This is a genomic window from Bordetella tumbae (assembly GCF_054780995.1).
This window is the reverse complement of record NZ_BAAGVG010000015.1, coordinates 1-17,832: the sequence shown is the minus strand read 5'-3', so window position 1 is coordinate 17,832 and position 17,832 is coordinate 1. Positions and strand designations below refer to the sequence as shown.

At 61.5% G+C, this 17,832-nt stretch carries 16 protein-coding genes; 9 read left to right on the top strand and 7 right to left on the bottom strand.

Annotated features, from left to right (window positions below; all coding sequences use genetic code 11):
- Positions 1-665 precede the first annotated feature (665 nt).
- On the bottom strand, positions 666-1,715 hold the full coding sequence (gene purM / locus ACYVI2_RS12320) for a phosphoribosylformylglycinamidine cyclo-ligase (protein ID WP_415822533.1): 1,050 nt from the start codon (positions 1,713-1,715) through the stop codon (positions 666-668).
- A 140-nt stretch (positions 1,716-1,855) separates the two neighbouring features.
- Between purM and hda the strand changes: the two genes are divergently transcribed.
- From hda to ACYVI2_RS12300, 4 genes are all read left to right on the top strand, one after another.
- On the top strand, positions 1,856-2,557 hold the full coding sequence (gene hda / locus ACYVI2_RS12315; RefSeq protein WP_415822534.1) for a DnaA regulatory inactivator Hda: 702 nt from the start codon (positions 1,856-1,858) through the stop codon (positions 2,555-2,557).
- Positions 2,554-3,252 (top strand): HAD family hydrolase, encoded by a 699-nt coding sequence (locus tag ACYVI2_RS12310; RefSeq protein ID WP_415822535.1) that lies wholly within the window; start codon positions 2,554-2,556, stop codon positions 3,250-3,252. Before hda ends, ACYVI2_RS12310 begins: the two co-directional genes overlap by 4 nt.
- Complete coding sequence (gene pcnB / locus ACYVI2_RS12305; protein ID WP_415822536.1) at positions 3,252-4,607, top strand: polynucleotide adenylyltransferase PcnB; 1,356 nt, start codon at positions 3,252-3,254, stop codon at positions 4,605-4,607. Before ACYVI2_RS12310 ends, pcnB begins: the two co-directional genes overlap by 1 nt.
- 64 nt (positions 4,608-4,671) lie before the next feature.
- A complete protein-coding gene (locus tag ACYVI2_RS12300; RefSeq protein WP_415822537.1) occupies positions 4,672-5,154 on the top strand; it encodes a 2-amino-4-hydroxy-6-hydroxymethyldihydropteridine diphosphokinase in 483 nt (160 codons plus the stop codon).
- Positions 5,155-5,203: 49 nt separating this feature from the next.
- Here the strand turns inward: ACYVI2_RS12300 and ACYVI2_RS12295 are convergent, their stop codons facing one another.
- The 6 genes from ACYVI2_RS12295 to ACYVI2_RS12270 form a co-directional block, all read right to left on the bottom strand.
- The gene (locus tag ACYVI2_RS12295) at positions 5,204-6,031 is read right to left on the bottom strand and encodes an HpcH/HpaI aldolase/citrate lyase family protein (RefSeq protein ID WP_415822544.1); all 828 of its coding nucleotides are present in this window, start codon (positions 6,029-6,031) and stop codon (positions 5,204-5,206) included.
- Positions 6,028-7,224, bottom strand: a complete 1,197-nt coding sequence (locus ACYVI2_RS12290; RefSeq protein WP_415822538.1) for a CaiB/BaiF CoA transferase family protein — start codon at positions 7,222-7,224, stop codon at positions 6,028-6,030. Before ACYVI2_RS12290 ends, ACYVI2_RS12295 begins: the two co-directional genes overlap by 4 nt.
- 30 nt (positions 7,225-7,254) lie before the next feature.
- The gene (locus ACYVI2_RS12285) at positions 7,255-8,085 is read right to left on the bottom strand and encodes an HTD2 family dehydratase (protein ID WP_460490314.1); all 831 of its coding nucleotides are present in this window, start codon (positions 8,083-8,085) and stop codon (positions 7,255-7,257) included.
- Positions 8,086-8,282: 197 nt separating this feature from the next.
- Entirely contained in the window at positions 8,283-9,080 is a 798-nt protein-coding gene (gene paaG, locus ACYVI2_RS12280) for a 2-(1,2-epoxy-1,2-dihydrophenyl)acetyl-CoA isomerase PaaG (RefSeq protein WP_415822540.1), read from the bottom strand.
- 171 nt (positions 9,081-9,251) lie between these two features.
- On the bottom strand, positions 9,252-10,370 hold the full coding sequence (locus tag ACYVI2_RS12275; RefSeq protein ID WP_415822541.1) for an acyl-CoA dehydrogenase family protein: 1,119 nt from the start codon (positions 10,368-10,370) through the stop codon (positions 9,252-9,254).
- 29 nt (positions 10,371-10,399) lie between these two features.
- Positions 10,400-11,590: an acyl-CoA dehydrogenase family protein gene (locus ACYVI2_RS12270; protein WP_415822542.1), complete on the bottom strand. Its 1,191-nt coding sequence runs from the start codon at positions 11,588-11,590 to the stop codon at positions 10,400-10,402.
- Between the two features lie 657 nt (positions 11,591-12,247).
- Between ACYVI2_RS12270 and ACYVI2_RS12265 the strand changes: the two genes are divergently transcribed.
- The 5 genes from ACYVI2_RS12265 to ACYVI2_RS12245 all read left to right on the top strand — a co-directional run bounded on the left by ACYVI2_RS12265 (position 12,248) and on the right by ACYVI2_RS12245 (position 17,463).
- Positions 12,248-12,649, top strand: a complete 402-nt coding sequence (locus ACYVI2_RS12265; protein ID WP_415821468.1) for a Zn-ribbon domain-containing OB-fold protein — start codon at positions 12,248-12,250, stop codon at positions 12,647-12,649.
- Positions 12,646-13,821, top strand: a complete 1,176-nt coding sequence (locus tag ACYVI2_RS12260) for a thiolase (protein ID WP_415821469.1) — start codon at positions 12,646-12,648, stop codon at positions 13,819-13,821. The genes ACYVI2_RS12265 and ACYVI2_RS12260 overlap by 4 nt, the downstream gene beginning before the upstream one ends.
- 105 nt (positions 13,822-13,926) lie before the next feature.
- The gene (locus ACYVI2_RS12255; RefSeq protein ID WP_415821470.1) at positions 13,927-15,456 is read left to right on the top strand and encodes a class I adenylate-forming enzyme family protein; all 1,530 of its coding nucleotides are present in this window, start codon (positions 13,927-13,929) and stop codon (positions 15,454-15,456) included.
- Between the two features lie 37 nt (positions 15,457-15,493).
- Entirely contained in the window at positions 15,494-16,468 is a 975-nt protein-coding gene (locus ACYVI2_RS12250; protein WP_415821472.1) for a Bug family tripartite tricarboxylate transporter substrate binding protein, read from the top strand.
- 26 nt (positions 16,469-16,494) lie between these two features.
- Complete coding sequence (locus tag ACYVI2_RS12245) at positions 16,495-17,463, top strand: NAD(P)H-dependent flavin oxidoreductase (protein ID WP_415821473.1); 969 nt, start codon at positions 16,495-16,497, stop codon at positions 17,461-17,463.
- Positions 17,464-17,832: the final 369 nt, after the last annotated feature.

The following is a 17,832-nucleotide window of genomic DNA, read 5'->3' as shown; positions in this document are numbered from 1 at the left end:
AGACGAAGATCTTGCAGGGCTGCTATTCATTGGCGCCTACGGGCGCGCCAATGAATAGCGTTCGTGATCGGCATGCGAGGGCTTTGGCATCGGTGGCAAATAGAAGATCTCTCGAGCAACGATTTCTCATAGACAAGCAGGAGATTGTTCGCTCCACGATTTCGCGACATCCAAAGATGTGCGACGCATCTCCGCATACCTTAACTCTAGCCAAGCAGATTTTCCAACTTGGCACCATGCCACCCCGTCGCATGCCCGGACCGATCGCTATTCGCGCGTGTGCAGGGCACGCGCGAATAGCAGCCCTGCAAGATCTTCTTCTTTGCCAACGGTGCTACAGAAAAACGCCAAGCAAAAGGCTCGTGCCAGCAATGTGATGAGCTTGAGTTACTGCGAGTCGAGCCGAGGCAATCGGGCCGTGAGGGCGCCTCAAAGCCGAGTGGAGCGGAGGCTGAAGGGAGGCCCGAAGGGGCCGGACGAAGCGAGCGAACACGGTGTCCGGCGCCCGCGCGCCGGACCGGCTTTGTGAAGCCCTCACGGCCCGATTGCCTCGGCTCGACGTCCAATAAGCACGCCACCCTCCTGCAAGTCCTGCCCCCTTCGGTCACTGAACAAATACCGAATGAAACAAGACCGCAGGATTCCCCTAAGCAATACCAGCGACATCAGACCACAAACGTCTGCGCCATCCCCTCAGCCTGCTCGACAATCTCTCCGAGCTTGCTGACAGTTTCACCCTGCTCACGCAGCGTCTGGGCAATCGCATCGGCCTGAGCAGCATCCACCACCAGCACCATGCCGATACCGCAGTTGAACACCCGATACATCTCGGTATCCTCGACACCGCCCTGCTGCTGCAGCCACTGGAACAGCTTGGGCATTTCCCAGCCATCACGGTACAGCTTGGCCGACAGGCCGTTCTGCAGGATGCGGGGCACGTTGTCCAACAAACCGCCGCCGGTGATGTGCGCCAACCCCTTGATGTCGGTGCCGTGCTTGGCCAGCGCAGCCAGCACTTGTTTGACGTAGATGCGGGTCGGGGCCATCACCACGTCGACCAGCGGTTGACCGTGGAAATCATCGGTAGGCTTGGCGTTGGCGCGTTCTATGATCTTGCGGATCAGGGAATAACCGTTCGAATGCGCGCCGCTGGAGGCCAGGCCCAGCACCACGTCGCCCGGTTTGATGGATTTGCCGTCGATGATGTCGGCTTTGTCCACCGCGCCCACCGCAAAACCTGCCAGATCGTACTCGCCGTCGGGGTACATGCCGGGCATTTCAGCGGTTTCACCACCGATCAACGCACAACCGGCCTGCTCGCAGCCTTGGGCAATGCCGCCCACGACAGACGCGGCGGTATCCACGGCGAGCTTGCCGCAGGCGAAATAATCCAGGAAAAACAAGGGCTCTGCGCCTTGGACCAGGATGTCGTTGACACTCATCGCGACCAAATCGATACCGACGGTATCGTGGCGATTCCATTCAAAGGCCAGGCGCAGCTTGGTGCCAACGCCGTCCGTGCCCGACACGAGGACGGGCTCACGATATTTCCCAGGAACCTGGAACAAGGCGCCAAATCCGCCGATACCGGCCAGCACGCCAGGACGCATGGTACGGGCCGCCAAAGGCTTGATGCGGTCGACCAGGGCGTCTCCTGCATCGATATCGACACCAGCGTCGCGGTACGTCAGGGGGGCAGAAGGTTGAGTCGTCATGAGAAAAACCGTGGGGTATGTGACAATTGCGGAGTTTACGGGGTGCTGCGCCCGCCATTTTACGATGTCAGGCGCAAAGCAACGCGCCGACCGTCTTTTTGACGATTTGCGCGCCCCTTGCCTTGTGTACATTTTGACCCATGAATCGCCAGCTGCTGCTCGACGTTCTACCCGCACCCGCTCCTACGCTGCAGAACTACATTGCCGGCCCCAACGGTGAAGCGTTGGCGGCCGCGCGCGCGCTGATGCCTGGCCGGGCGCTCTACCTGTGGGGGGCAGCGGGCTGCGGCCGCAGCCACCTGCTCAAAGGGCTGGCGACCACGCCCGGAGCCGCTTACATCGATATCCGGCAAAACGCCCGCGCCCTGCGTCAGCTCGCCAATGCCGACTCCGCCGCAGCCATGCCCCGGTTGATCGCGGTGGACGATGTCCACGATATGGACGAGGCCCGGCAGGCCGGGCTGTTCGCCCTGTACAATCGGTGGCGCGAATGTGCGGCCACCAGCCGCGCGTTCGCTTTGGCTGTGGCTGGCGACCGCGCCCCACTCTCTATGCCGTTGCGCGAAGACCTACGCACCCGTTTGGGCTGGGACCTCGTATTCCGGCTTGAACCGCTGTCTGATGCGGACAAGCTCGCTGCACTCTCCGCACAGGCGGCAGAGCGCGGCTTGCAACTCGCACCCGAAGTCATCCAGTGGATGCTGACGCATCGCGAACGCGATATCCGCAAATTGGCGGTATTGCTCGATGCGCTGGATCGTTATTCGCTGGCTACCGGTCGCCCGATCACCATTCCCCTGCTACGCGCCATGCTGGCAGACTCCGATACACCAAAAACATGATGCCCCAACGACTCGCGCTGTTCGACCTGGACCACACCCTGCTGCCGCTGGACAGCGATTACCAATGGGCTGATTTTCTCGCGCGCACAGGGCGCGCAGGCGACCCGGCAGAAGCCCGCCGCCGCAACGATGACCTGATGGACCGCTACAACCAGGGCCAGCTCACCGCCGAACAAGCGGCCGAGTTCATGCTGGGCCTGCTGGCCGCGCACACGCCGTTCGACCTGGCCACCTGGCACGAAGAATTCATGACGCAAGTCATCCGTCCCAGTATCACGCCGCAAGCCATTGAAATCGTGGATCAGCATCTGGCTGCAGGGGACCTCTGCGCCATCGTGACCGCGACCAATGGTTTTGTCACGGCCCCGATAGCCCGCGCTTTTGGCATCCCTCACCTGATCGCCACCGACGCCGAGTATCGCAATGGCCGCTACACCGGACGCATTCACGGTACGCCCAGCTTCAAAGAAGGCAAAGTCGTGCGCGTGAACCAATGGCTGGCGGGCATGAATCAGACCCTTGCCAATTTTTCGGAATCGTACTTTTATAGCGATTCGATCAACGATGTACCGCTGCTTGAAATTGTCACGCACCCAGTAGCGGCCAACCCCAGCCCGTCGCTGCGCGAGATCGCGCAAACTCGTGGCTGGAAAGTGCTCGACTTGTTCGAACACCTAAAGGATGCCAAGTCCTGATGATCACCGACACCATAAAAAAATTCGTCAGCCGCTTGTTCTCACCAGCGGCCCGGGGGCCCCAACGCATTACGAGCGACAAACACGGCATCGATCGCCGCAACGTGTCGCGCCATGCCATCAAAGTCTGTGAGGTCTTGCGCCAGCACGGCTACGAAGCCTATATCGTGGGCGGCGCGGTACGCGACCTGATCGTCGGCCTCGAACCCAAAGACTTCGACGTGGCCACCAACGCCACCCCCGAACAGATTCGCCCGCTGTTCCGCCGCGCGCGCATCATTGGACGCCGGTTCCAATTGGTGCACGTGGTCTTTGGCCAGGAAATCATCGAGACCTCGACCTTTCGCGCCCCTGCTTCGCAAGACCAGGAAACCGACGAGCACGGCCGCATCCTGCGCGACAACGTCTTTGGTTCTCAGGAACAAGACGCAGCACGGCGCGATTTCACGATGAACGCGCTCTACTACGATCCGCATAACGAAGAGGTGATCGACTATCACCAAGGCGTGCACGATCTGAAGAAACGCCAGGTTCGCATGATCGGCGACCCCGCCACGCGCTATCGCGAGGACCCGGTCCGCATGCTGCGCGCAGTGCGTTTTGCGGCCAAGCTCAACGGCAGCATTGACCCGGCGACGCGCCAGCCCATCGAGACCATGGCCTCGCTGATCGAGAACGTGCCGGCATCGCGCTTGTTCGATGAGATGCTCAAGCTCTTGACCTGCGGACACGCGATGGATTGCCTGCGCCAGTTGCGCGCAGACGGCTTGCATCACGGCCTGCTGCCGCTGTTGGATGTCGTGCTGGAACAGCCTGGCGGCGAGCGTTTCGTCGAGCTCGCACTGGAACGTACCGATTCGCGCGTGCGCGCAGGCAAGAGCATCAGCCCCAGTTTCCTGTTTGCCGCGTTGTTGTGGCAACAAGTCGAATCGCGCTGGAAACAATTGCGCGAACAGGGGGAGCACAACATCCCCGCGCTGGTTCAAGCCGCCGATTCAGTGCTGGACGAGCAAACCGAAAAACTCGCCATCCAACGCCGTTTCTCGTCCGACATGCGCGAGATCTGGTTCATGCAACCGCGCTTTGAACGCCGCATGGGCAAGACCATTTACCGCATGATCGAACAACCGCGCTTTCGCGCCGCCTGCGACTTTCTGCAGTTGCGTGCCGCGGCCGGGGAATTTGATAGCGTGCTGGCGCAATGGTGGATGGACCTGGCCAACGGCAACGACGCCACCCGTGCCGACATGATCGAAGAACTCGCTCACCTGCCACGAGATCCCGCGGAATCGAGTGGACCTCGCAAACGCCGTCGCCGTCCGCGCCGTCCGGCTGCGCAACACGATCAGGCCTGACGGTTCCCGCCCCTATCGGGAACGGAATTCCTCCTTCACTGAGCCGCGCCGCCATACATTGCCGATGACCACCATCCAACGCGCCTACATAGGCCTGGGCGCCAATCTCGGAGACGCGCAAGCCACCTTGCGCACGGTACTGGAGCAACTGTGCCAGACGACAGGCATCCTGCATTGCCTGTCCTCGCATTTTTATCGTACAGCGCCCGTAGACGCCACTGGCCCGGACTACATCAATGCCGTCGCTGCGCTGGACACCACCTTGACGCCTCTCGACCTGCTGGATGTATTGCAGGCGCTGGAAAACCAGCATGGCCGCCAGCGGCCTTATAAGAACGCCCCACGGACGCTGGATCTGGATCTGCTGCTGTATGGCGATACAACGATGGATACGCCGCGCCTGACGCTGCCGCATCCGCGCATGCATGAACGTGCGTTCGTACTGGCGCCGCTATCCGAACTCGCGCCAGCATTGACCTTGACGCAAGGGCCTGCGATCGAATTGCTGTCGATGTTGCCGGATCAACCGATCGAACGGGTGGACTAAGGCGTGCAGGGACTGGCGGTTACCTTCCTGCCGCCAAGCCGCCACAACCTTAGACCTGCTCGCCCGCGCGCTCCAGCAATTGCCTGGCACGCCCGATGACAGGCGCATCGACCATTTTGCCTTCGAACATGAACGTGCCGGCGCCGCTTTCGCGATGCGCAGCCACCACGCGGCGCGCCCACTCGACATCGGCGGCAGGCGGCAGAAAGGCCTCGTGAATGATCTCGACCTGCGAGGGATGAATGCACAGCATGCCGCCAAACCCCATATCGCGGGCCCGGCCGGCGGCGGCCTGCATGCCAGCCGTATCCTTGACGCCAGGAAACACGCCATCCAACGGTGCGGGCAGATCAGCAGCTTTGCTGCGCAGCAATACTTGCACCCGGGCGTGATCGAGCACGACATTCGCCCCTTCGGTATCGGGCGTCAACCCCAGATCCAGGCCGTAGTCCAGGCTGCCAAACGCCAACCGTTGCACGCCCGGCGTGGCCGCGATCTCGGCCGCATTCAAAATCCCCTCTGCAGTCTCGAGGATGGGCACGATATCGACGCCCGTCTGTGCCGCATGGCGCACCTGAGCCAGGCTTTCCGCCTTGGGCAGCATAATGGCCGTTACCCCAGGAAAACTGCGACAGGCCTTGAGGTCGTCATCGTGCCAAGCCGTCGAGACGTCGTTGATACGAACCCAGAGCCGCACATCGGGATGCGTGCCCAGAAAATCGCAGAGCGCCTCGCGGGCGCTGTCCTTGGCCAGATGCTCGACCGCATCCTCCAGATCAACGATCACGATGTCGGCCCCGCTGGCCAGGGCCTTGGGAATGCGTTCAGGCCGGCTGGCCGGCACGAACAAGGCAGTACGAATAGCAGTTGGCATCAGACGACCTCGGCAGCACGCAAGCGCGCCACGTCCTCGGGCGCGTACCCCAATGATGCTAGCACTGCATCGGTGTTTTCGCCCACTGCCGGGATCGGATCCATACGGGGCGTAAACGCGCTGCTGGATGCCGGCGGCAAGAGCGCCGGCAACGTACCGGCCGGGCTGCCCACCTCGCGCCAGCGATCGCGCGCCTGCAATTGCGGGTGCGCCCAGACGTCTTTCATGTCGTTCACGCGAGCATTGGCGATCTGGGCCGTTTCCAGGCGATCCGTCACCTGATCGATGGTCAACTCGGCAAAAGCCTGCACAATCAGCGCGCGCAGACTGTCGCGATTGGCAGCGCGGCGCGAGTTCGATGCAAACCGCTCGTCGTCGGCCAACGCGGGCTGATTGAGCACGCGCTCGCAAAACACCCGCCATTCGCGCTCATTTTGCAGACCCAGCATGATGGTCGCGCCATCGCCCACCGGGAACGGACCGTAGGGATATATCGTGGCGTGCGCCGCCCCCGCGCGCTGAGGCGGCGTCGCCCCCTCGAACGCGTAGTACATGGGGTAGCCCATCCACTCGACCATGCTTTCCAACATGGAGACATCCAGACGGCTGCCCAGGCCCGTGCGTTGACGCAGCAACAGCGCGTTCAGAATCGACGAATACGCGTACATCCCCGCCGCGATATCCGAAATCGAGCATCCGGCCTTGGCCGGCGCATCGGGCGACCCCGTCACCGAGACAAAACCGCTTTCGCTTTGGATCAACAGATCGTAGGCCTTTTTACGCTCGTAGGGTCCGCCCTCGCCGTAGCCGGAAATATCGCAGACGATCAGCTTCGGATGCTTGGCGTGCAAGGCATCGAATGACAAACCCAGCCGATCCGCCGCGCCCGGCGCCAGGTTCTGTACCAGCACATCGGCCGATTCCAGCAAACGCTGCATGACTTCGGCTGCATCGGGGTGTTTCAAATCCAGCGTCAGGCTTTCCTTGGAACGATTGGTCCAGACGAAATGCGACGACAGGCCATGCACGCGCTCGTCATAGCCACGGGCGAAATCGCCCGCGCCGGGACGCTCGATCTTGATGACGCGCGCGCCCATATCGGCCAGTTGGCGGGTGCAAAATGGCGCCGCGATCGCGTGTTCCAGACTGATAACGGTAATGCCGTCCAACGGACGGACTGCAGGAGTATTACTCATCGAAAAACCATTCCTTCAGGAGGGAAGCGATCAAGCGGAGAACTTTATTTGCGCCTGGTGAGCCAAGGTGCCATCTTGCTCGGCCCATAGATCGGCCTGCCCGGGCTCAGCCACACGGCCGGCGACCTCAAAGGGAGTCGGCGCGACCAAGGGGCGCAAACCGCGATAGGAAAAATGCTCCAGACGCGCCGCCGGATGCGCATGGCAGAACGCGGCCAGCATGAAGGTCGCGATCATTGGACCGTGCACAACCAGACCAGGATACCCCTCAGTGCCCGTGACATAAGGATGATCGTAATGAATCCGATGGCCGTTGAACGTCACAGCCGAATAACGGAACAGCAACACCGGTGACGGATCCACGGGCTCGCGCCATTGCGATGCCGGCGGAGCGTCCGTGCCCACGAGCTTGGGCGGCGATGGCTGCCGATAGACGATGTCCTGCTCTTCTTCGATCGCCAGCACGCCCTCCTGGTGGTATTCGTGACGCACGGTCACAAACAACAATGCCCCCGTACGGCCGGTCTTCTCCCGCACATCGGCCACCGTGGAGCGGCGTTCGGCAGGAATCCCGACCCGCAGGGGTTGATGAAACGTGACCCGCCCCCCTGCCCACATCCGGTTTCTATCATCGGCGGGCGGCAGGAACCCGCCGCGCGCCGGGTGACCATCCCTGCCTAGCCCGTCCATGCCGACCGGGGTAATAAAAAAAGCCCATTGCCAAAGCGGAGGCAGCGGGTCGCCTACGCCAGGTGCGGGCTCGCTGAGCGTTGCGGCGATACGGGCGGCATGGCCAACATCGAGATTATCGGCAACAGTTTCACTGCTGCCGATCCAGTCGGCAGGATTGGGAGACGTCATGTAGATTCCTTAGCGGTATACCAGAGCGGCCACCAGCATGCCCGTGCGCCCCGCCTTTGTGAATTCGTATTTCTACAAGGGCGGGTTCAACAGCCTGAAATTCATGCTGGCGGCGCCCTCGAAACGCCGAATGCAGGGGATACGGTTCCCCTGCCTCGCACAACGCCCGACCGCGCACGGCGGGTGGCGCAATATCGCTATTTTCCCTGAAACGCGGGCGCGCGTTTCTCTGCAAAGGCACGTATGCCTTCCAGATAGTCATCGGTATAGCCGAGCTGTTGCTGCAAATCGCACTCCAGATCGAACTGTTGTGCCAACGTATTGCCGCTGGAGGCATACAGCGCCTGCTTGGTCGCCGCATAAGCGCGCGTGGGCCCCTGAGCCAGGGTGCGTACGACCTGCTCGCGCGTCTCGTCCAACGCCTCGTCCGGGATGCAACGCCAGATCAGCCCCCATGACTCGGCCTGACGAGCCGACACGGTCTCGCCGAACAAGGCGGCCCCCATGGCTCGCGCCGTTCCCACCAGACGGGGCAGAAACCAAGTACCACCGGCGTCCGGCAACAAACCGATCTTGCTGAACGCCTGAATAAAGCGTCCCGATTCCACGGCATACACCACATCACAAGCCAACGCGAGACTGGCCCCTGCCCCGGCTGCCACGCCATTGACCAGGCACACCACCGGTACCGGCAACGCACGCAGGCGCAGGATCAACGGCCGATAAAAATTACGCAGGCCTTCACTCAAATCGCGCCGCTGCCCTTCCGGCAACGGCTTGCGTTCGCCCAGATCCTGCCCGGCACAAAATCCGCGTCCCGCGCCCGTAATCACCAGACCGCGCAGCTCATCGCACGCCTCCAGGGTGTCCAACGCACGGGCCAGCTCGCCGTGCATCACCGCCGTGAAGCTGTTCAAACGATCCGGCCGATTCAAAGTGATCACGCCGACACCGTTCTCCAGCGTGAATTGAATCTGCTCGTAACCCTGCGTCATACCTGTTGCTCCCTATATCCTGTTATGTGATGTGGCCGCACAGAAAAAACTCCCCTGGCATGCCAAGCGATCCGCGATTGAGGCCGGTAGTTCCAAAACAGCCCGAATCTTACCGTGCTGCCATTGACGCTCGCGGCCCATCAGGTCAAAGCCACTGAAGCGCCCGGCATCTCAATCCAGCGACTGCAGCACCGCCAGTTGCTCGGCGCTATCGCCGAACAACTGATCCAACACCGTCAAGCGCTTGAAATAATCACCGACCTCCAGTTCATCGGTCATGCCCATCCCGCCGTGCAATTGCACAGCGCTTTGCGCCACATAGCGTCCAGCGCATGCCGCCTCGAGTTTGGCGCTGGCCAACATGCGGCGCCGTTGAGCAACATCCGGTTCACTCAGCGCCGCAGCAGCCACGTAGGCCATCGACAACGCCATCTCCTTTGCCACCAACATATCCGCCATACGATGCTGCAACACCTGAAATGCGGCCAAGGGCTGGCCGAACTGCCGCCGCGTCTTGAGATAATCGATCGTGATCTCCAGCAAACGCTCCATGGCGCCAGCCGCATGCGCACACAGCGCAGCCGTGCCCCAACCCAGCGCCGTAGCCAGCCCATCCCGGGCGGCTTGTCCGCGCGCCAACACGGCATCCGCTGTCACGGGCGTACGATCAAACTCGATGCGCGCGCAGCGCGTACGATCCAGTGTCGGCGTATCCAGCACCTGTACGCCTTGGGCATCCGCAGGCACCAGCAACAACATGGGCTCATCGTCGACATCGCGTGCCGACACAACCCAGGCCTGCGCCGCCGCACCATGCCAGACCAGATGCTTGGTCCCCGACAGATGCAGGACTTCGTCATTGGCCGGTTGCACCGTACACAATGACGGCTCCGTCTCGTAACGCCGCCCCGGTTCCTGATACGCCAGCGCCACGATCGCCTCGCCTGAGGCCAGCGCCGGCAGCCATCGCTGCTGCGTCGCCGCGTCCGCAGAGTCGGCAATCAATGCCGCACTCATCACTGCACTCGGGATCACGGGCTCGGAAACCAGGCCACGCCCCAATTCCAGATGCACGGGCAATAAACTGGCAGGCGCCTCGCCAAAACCGCCGTGCTCCGCCGCAATCGTCAGCCCCAGCACGCCCAGCTCGGCCAATTGCTGCCATGCACGCCCATCCAGCGCCGCAGTAGCCGCGCGCTCGCGCCGTGCCGCAAAACTCCATTCATCCTGCACCAAACGCCGCAGGCTATCGGCCAGCATGCGTTGCTCTTCGGTATATGCAAAATCCATGATGTGTTCTTCCCTTGCGCTGTCCCGCCTCAAAGCCCCAACATCATGCGAGCGATGATGCCTTTCTGTACCTCGGTGGTGCCGCCATAAATCGAGGTCTTGCGCATATCGGCATAGCCTGCGCCGGCCGCTGCCGCCATCTCGGGCCCCGGTCCGTGAAATGGTGCATCCGCCTCCATCCAGTCCGGGTCATACGCCCAGGCGTCCGGCCCGGCAATCTCCATCTGCAGCATCGCCAGATCCTGCTGTATCTCGGAACCTCGGATCTTCAGCACAGAAGCCTCCGGCCCCGGCGCATCGCCACGCGCCGCCGCGACCCGCAACAGCAACATCTCCAGCGCCATGATGTCGACCTCCGTGCGCGAAATCCGGTCACGCATCCGGCTGTCCTCCAGAATGGGGCGGCCATGCAGCCATGTACGGGCTGCCATCTCCTTCAGAATGCTCAGCTCGCGATAGCAATGCCCCAAGCCCGCAATACCCGTGCGCTCGTGGCCTAACAAGTACTTCGCATACGTCCATCCCTGCCCCTCGTCGCCGACGCGATTGGCCACAGGCACACGCACATTCTCCAGCCATACCTCATTGACATCATGCCCGCCGTCGAGGGTACGAATAGGCCTCACGCTGACACCCGGCGAATGCATATCGACCAACACCATCGAAATCCCGCGCTGCACCTTGGCCTCGGGATCGGTGCGCACGAGACAGAACATCCAGTCCGCATACTGCGCCAGCGTGGTCCAGGTCTTCTGCCCATTGATCACATAATGATCCCCATCGACCTCGGCGCGCGTCTTCAGCGACGCCAGGTCAGATCCAGAGCCCGGTTCGGAATAGCCTTGGCACCACCAATCATCGACACGGACAATGCGAGGCAACAAACGCTGCTGCTGCTCGGCACTGCCGTATTTCATCAGCACAGGGCCGATCATGCTCAACCCAAACGGCAGCAAACGCGGCGCGCCGGCCTTGAAGCACTCGACCTCGAAAATCAACCGTTCGATGGCATTCCAGCCTGTGCCGCCAAACTCCTGCGGCCACGTCGGTGCGCCCCAGCCCTGGTCCGCCAAGATCCGATGCCACCGCACATAATCATCACGATGCAGCCGCTGATGCTTCAGTACTTTGTCACGGATGTCTTGCGGCAATTTGTCGTTCGCAAAGGCTCGCACCGTCTCGCGAAACTGCCGTTCTTCGGGTGTCCAGCTTAGATCCATAGGAGGTCTCCTTATGGACGGTATCTAGCCACGGGCGAGGGCGTTAGCGCAATCTGGCTCTGCAAAAGCGGGGCTTTCGTGGGGATGAAGTGGTGCTTGTCTTTTTCTCTTATGAAGCAAGAGGGTGCGTGCTCGTGCAACGGGTAGAGTTCTTTAGGCGCCGGCGTGCGCCCTGACTGAGCGATGCGGGCCTAATCGGAACGGCTCGCCCCATTAGCAGGGGGCTCGGTCCGCTGCGCGGACTACCCGTCCCTCAAAAGGCCCGCATCGCTCAGTCAGGGCGCACGCCGGCTCGCAACGTTTCCAGTTGACGGATGCTGTGCACGACTCATTTGTGTCTACGGACGTGGGCAATCCACTACTGTGAGTCCGTGGCGGGTGCCGGGATGCCGCGTCGGCCCGTTGAGCGACGGGTAGTCCGCGCAGCGGACCTCGGCGCCTGGTCTTGCGCCGAGCCGTTGCGATAGGGCCGACGCGGCATCCCGGCACCCGTCACGGACGTCTCAATAGAGATCCCCTCAGCCAGCAAAACAAAGCAACCATCCCACTGAACAAGAATACCGCTGCACAAAACCCCTGCTTCGGCAATGAAGAATAGTCATCCCAGCCAACAACCCCGACACTGCCCACACTGTCATCATCTTCAGCAACCGAAAAATGACCGCCACCACACCCGATACTTCCGCCCCCAGCGGCGCCGACCAGCAGTACCGTCAAGCCCTTGCCCAGGGAAAATTTCAGATTCAACGCTGCACTGCCTGTCACCAGGCCGTGTTCTACCCCCGCATGATCTGCCCTCATTGCGGCGCGCCAGATCTACGTTGGGAAGCCCCCAGCGGCCGCGGCACCGTGTATTCGACGACCGTCGTGCGGCGCAAAGCCGATGCCGGCGGTGACTACAACGTCGCCCTCATCGACCTGGAAGAAGGCGTTCGGATGATGAGCCGCGTAGAGGGCATCCCCCCCGATGCCGTGCGCATCGGCATGGCAGTGAGAGCCGAGGTGCGACAGCAACCAGATCAAGGCTTGGTCGTCTTTGTGGCGCAGGAGGCAGCATGAGCGATTTACAACAACTGCGCGGCGCCGTGGCTGTCGCGGGCGTGGGCCACGCTGGCCTGGGCCGCGCCGATGGCTATACCGAAATGGAAATCCTGGTGCAGGCGGCCCAACGCGCCGTCGCCGATGCCGGCCTGACGATGCGCGACATCGACGGCATCTGCACCGCTAGCGTCGCTGCCACCATGTGGGCCATGCCCGTCATCGAGCATCTGGGTATCCGCCCTACCTTCATCGACAGCACCATGCTGGGCGGGTCCAGCTTCGTCGCCCATCTGATGCCGGCCCTGCAGGCGCTCGCGTCGGGACAATGCAACGCCGTACTGGTGTGCTATGGCAGCACGCAGCGCACCTCTACGTTGAGCCGCGCGGAAATCGGACGCGTGCGCAAGAACTTCGATCCGCAACCCTACGAAACGCCCTACGATCCGCTCAGTCCGCTGAGCTCGTATGCCTTGGCCGCGGCCCGGCACATGCATCAATACGGCACGACGCGTGAACAACTCGCACATGTTGCTCTGGCGGCCAATCAATGGGCACAACGCAACCCCGAAGCGCAATTGCGAGAGCCCACGACGCTAGACGAGATCCTGTCATCGCGTATGGTCTCTGACCCCCTGACCGTGCGCGACTGCTGCCTGGTCACCGATGGCGCGGGCGCCTACGTGCTGGTTCGTGCCGACCGTGCTCGCGATCTGCCGAAGAAGCCCGTGTACGTCCTGGGCAACGCGACGGCCGTGTGGAACCGTCAAATCTCTTCCATGGAAGACCTGACCGTGACGGCTGCACAGCAATCCGGTCAACGCGCATTTGCGATGGCCGGTCTGCGTCCCGCCGACATCGACGTCGTGGAGCTCTATGACGCGTTCACCATCAATACGATCTTGTTCCTGGAGGATCTAGGGTTTTGCGCCAAAGGCGAAGGCGGCGCCTATGTCGAAAACGGCGCGATCGCGCCGGGCGGACGGCTGCCCGTCAACACCAATGGCGGCGGACTGTGCTGCGTGCATCCCGGCATGTATGGCGTATTCATCATGATCGAAGCCGTGCGGCAACTGCGTGGCGAAGGCGGTGCGCGCCAGGTCGACGGCGCGCAGCTTGCTCTGGTACACGGCAATGGCGGTACGTTGTCCAGCCAATCCACAGCGATCCTCGGCACCGCTGACACGTTGTAGGTTCCTCACGCGCGGCGGGGCCGTGTTGTCACGTCCTGCCGTGCGTGTCGCCGATGCTATCACCGCGCTTCGCCATCGTTTTCATTCCGGATATCCATAGAAGTCATGAGTTCATCGTCCCCGCTCACACGCATTCATCAGCTCTTGCAGCTCCAGGCGGCGCAACAACCCGACGCTGTCTTCTTGTATGAAGAGGCGGGAACCACATTGAGCTATGGACAGATGTGGCAACACGTAGAGCAAGCCAGCCAATGGCTGATCGCTCAAGGCGTACGGCGTGGAGATCGCGTCGCGGTAGTCGGGGAAAATTGCGCGCAGATGATTCAGGCATTGTTCGCCTGCAGTGTCGTAGGGGCCTGGCCCGTCGGGCTCAATGCGCGTCTGAGCCAACGCGAAGTCGACGTGATTCTGAGCCATGCTCAGCCGATGTTGACGCTATATACCAGCCATATTTCGACTGCGGCGGCCGCGCATGCGCAAGCAGCCGGCGCCCAGGCCCTGGATGCAGAGGTCTGGGGCAATGGCAATCAATGGACTCGCGCCAGCAACGCTCCGGATGCAGAAACGGGCGAACTGGTAGATCAGGTTGCCACCGTCATCTATACCTCGGGCACTACCGGCGCGCCCAAAGGCGTCATGGTGCCGCACAAAGGTCTGTTGCACTTCGCCCGCATCTCGGCCACATCTCGGCGCCTCGGGCCGAGCGACATCGGCTACGCCGCATTACCGATGTCCCATATTTTCGGCATTGCCACCGTGTTGATGGCTACGGTCCAGGCGGGTGCCAGCCTGGTACTGCGCAGCAAATACGATCCTCAAGATGTGCTGCGTGCTCTGTCGTCTCCGGGTTTGAGTGTCTTGCAAGGTGTGCCCACCATGTTCACGCGATTACTGGCGATGGCATCCAGCCAGCCTGTACATGCGCCGCGTCTGCGCTATGTGTATACCGGCGGTGCGGCGTTGGACCCCACGCTCAAGCGCGACACTGAACGATATTTTGGACAACCCATGCATCATGGTTACGGCATCACCGAGTATGCCGGCTCATTATTCATCACTGATATCGATGCCCCCCGCAATGACTGCGCAACGGGCTATGCGGTCGAGGGCGTGGAGCTGCGATTGGGTTCTCCTGATGCGGAGCCGCCGGTCCCAGGCCAGCGCGGCGATATTCTCGTGCGCGGCCCCGGCGTCATGCTGGGTTATTACCGCGATCCCGCACAAACTGCCAAGGCGCTGCTGCCTGGCGGCTGGCTCAACACCGGTGATATCGGCTTGATCGACGACAGCGGCGCGCTTTTTATTGCCGGACGCACCAAAGACCTGATCATTCGTTCGGGCTTCAACGTATATCCAGCGGAAGTCGAGGCTGTGATCAACGCCTTTCCTGGCGTGCGATTGTCAGCGGTGGTCGGACGCCTCGAAGCCGACCAAAACGAACAGGTCGTGGCCTTTATCGAGGCGCAACCAGGCACGGCAATTGATCTGGATGCGTTGAGCGCTCATTTGCGCAGCGAACTCGCGCCCTATAAACGGCCGGCGCACATCATCCCCATCGATACGCTGCCCACGACAGTGAGCGGCAAGATCCTGAAGCAGCCATTGCGGGAAAAACTGGCTGCGCAAATCACCTGAAAAACCCGCACAAAACAATACACCAAGGAGACAAACCATGCCGATCAAATCCCTCTTGCAGGCTGGCGCATTGGCGGTATCGCTATGCGCTGCCGTTCCTGCCGCCCACGCAGCGACCTATCCAGACCGGCCGCTGCGCCTGTTGGTCGGCTACGCACCGGGCGGCCCGGTCGATACCACCGCACGCGTTTTTGCGAAGTATCTGGGCGACAAACTGGGACAGACCGTGGTTGTTGAAAACCGCGCTGGTGCGAGCGGGATGATTGCGTCGGACGCCACTGCCAAGGCCTCGCCCGACGGCTATATCCTGGGCTTCGCCGCCAGCCCGACGCTGACGATTTCGCCGCTGGTACAAAAGAGCGATCTGTTCGATCCTCGCAAGGACTTCACGCCAATCGGCATGGTGGTGGACTACACCAATGTGTTGCTGATCGGTCCGCAGATTCCCGCCAAAACGGTCGGCGAGCTCGTTGATTACGCCAAAGCAAACCCGACTGCTGTGAGCTTTGGCTCGGCCGGCGTGGGCGCATCCAATCATTTGTCAGCCGAACTACTCAAACAGCAGGCCGACGCCCCGATGCTGCACGTGCCCTATCGCGGCAACTCGCCTGCGATGATGGATGTGGTGAGCGGCAAGATCACTTTTATGTTCGATATCACCAGCACCGCAATTCCCTTTATCAAAAGCGGCAAGGCCCGGGCCCTGGCCGTGACCTCGCGTGAGCGTAATCCCGAACTGCCCGATGTGCCGACCATGATCGAGGCCGGTTTGCCCGACTATGAGGTGGTCGGCTGGTATGCCCTGATGGCTCCGCCCAAGCTGCCCGATGCCATCAAGACACGGCTGGCGCGAGCGTTGAAAGAAGTCTCACAAGATGCCTCATTCCGCAAAGCCATGACCGAGGGTGGCTATACCGTCGACGACGGAGACAGCCAGGCTGTACAAGCTCGTATTGAGCGCGAATACGCGATGTGGGCCGATGTCATCAAGACCGCCAACATTCAAAAATAACTGATCCTGATTGGAGCAATCCCTTTATGTCTGCCCTGCAATCGTTGCGAGCCACGACCCGCCTGCCTGTTCTCTGCGCCCCCATGTTTCTGGTGTCGGGACCTGATCTGGTCATTGCTCAATGCACGGCAGGCGTCATCGGCACGTTTCCGTCGCTCAACGCCAGACCCCAGGAAGCCCTGACGGATTGGCTCACGCGGATTGAGAAAGGATTGGCGCTTTATCGGGCGGCACATCCCGATGCCGTGATCGCCCCCTATGGTGTCAATCTGATCGTGCACCCTACGAATGCACGCTGGCAGGCAGATCTGCAAACATGCGTAGCGCATCGCGTCCCGTTGATCATCACATCCCTGCATGCACCCGATGCCGTGGTGCAAGCCGTGCGTCCGTACGGTGGCCTGGTTTTTCACGACGTGACCACAGTCCGTCACGCAAGGCGGGCGTTGGATGCCGGCGTGGACGGCTTGATTCTCGTCGCGGCGGGCGCGGGCGGACACGCAGGCACGCTCAACCCCATCGCCCTGGTCAACGAAATCCGATCGTTTTACGACGGGCCCTTGGTGCTGTCCGGTTGCATCAGTCATGGGAAAGATGTGCTGGCTGCACAGGCATTGGGATGTGATTTGGCCTATATCGGCACACGCTTTATTGCGACAAATGAATCGCTGGCGCCGGACCGCTATCGCGAGATGGTGTTGCAGGCGACGATAGATGATGTGCTGTATACGCCCTTCTTTTCCGGTGTGCCGGCGAACTATCTGATCCCCAGCATTTCGGCTGCGGGGCTGGATGCGGAACAACTGAATAGCAAGGATAGTAACGCGGTCAATATGGACAAGACGACACGGCCGAAGGCGTGGAAGGATGTCTGGAGCGCGGGCCAAGGCGTGGGAGCGGTGCAGGAGATTCTGCCTACTCATGCGTTGGTGGAACAACTGGCGTACGAATATGCTGAGGCGCGCAAGACGTTGTTGGAGACGGCGGGGCGTTAACGGTGTTTGCAGGGAGGGTGGCGTGCTTATGGACGTCGAGCCGAGGCAATCGGCCCGGCCGGGCTTCACAAAGTCGGTCCGGCCCGCGGGGGCCGGACATCGCGTCGCTCACCTCGTCCGCGCCTTCGCGCTACCTACGGTGGCTGCTCGCTCGACTTTGAGGCGCCCGGCCGGGCCGATTGCCTCGGCTCGACTCGCAGTAACTCAAGCTCATCACACCGCTGGCACGAGTCTCTTGCTTGGCGTTTTTTTGTTGCCCTGATGGTAAAGAGAAAGATCTTGCAGGGCTGCGATTCGCGTGTGCCCTGTGAACTGACCCCCAGAAGTTGGACAAAAATCCAACCTTCGGGGGTTTTTATATGGCGCAGT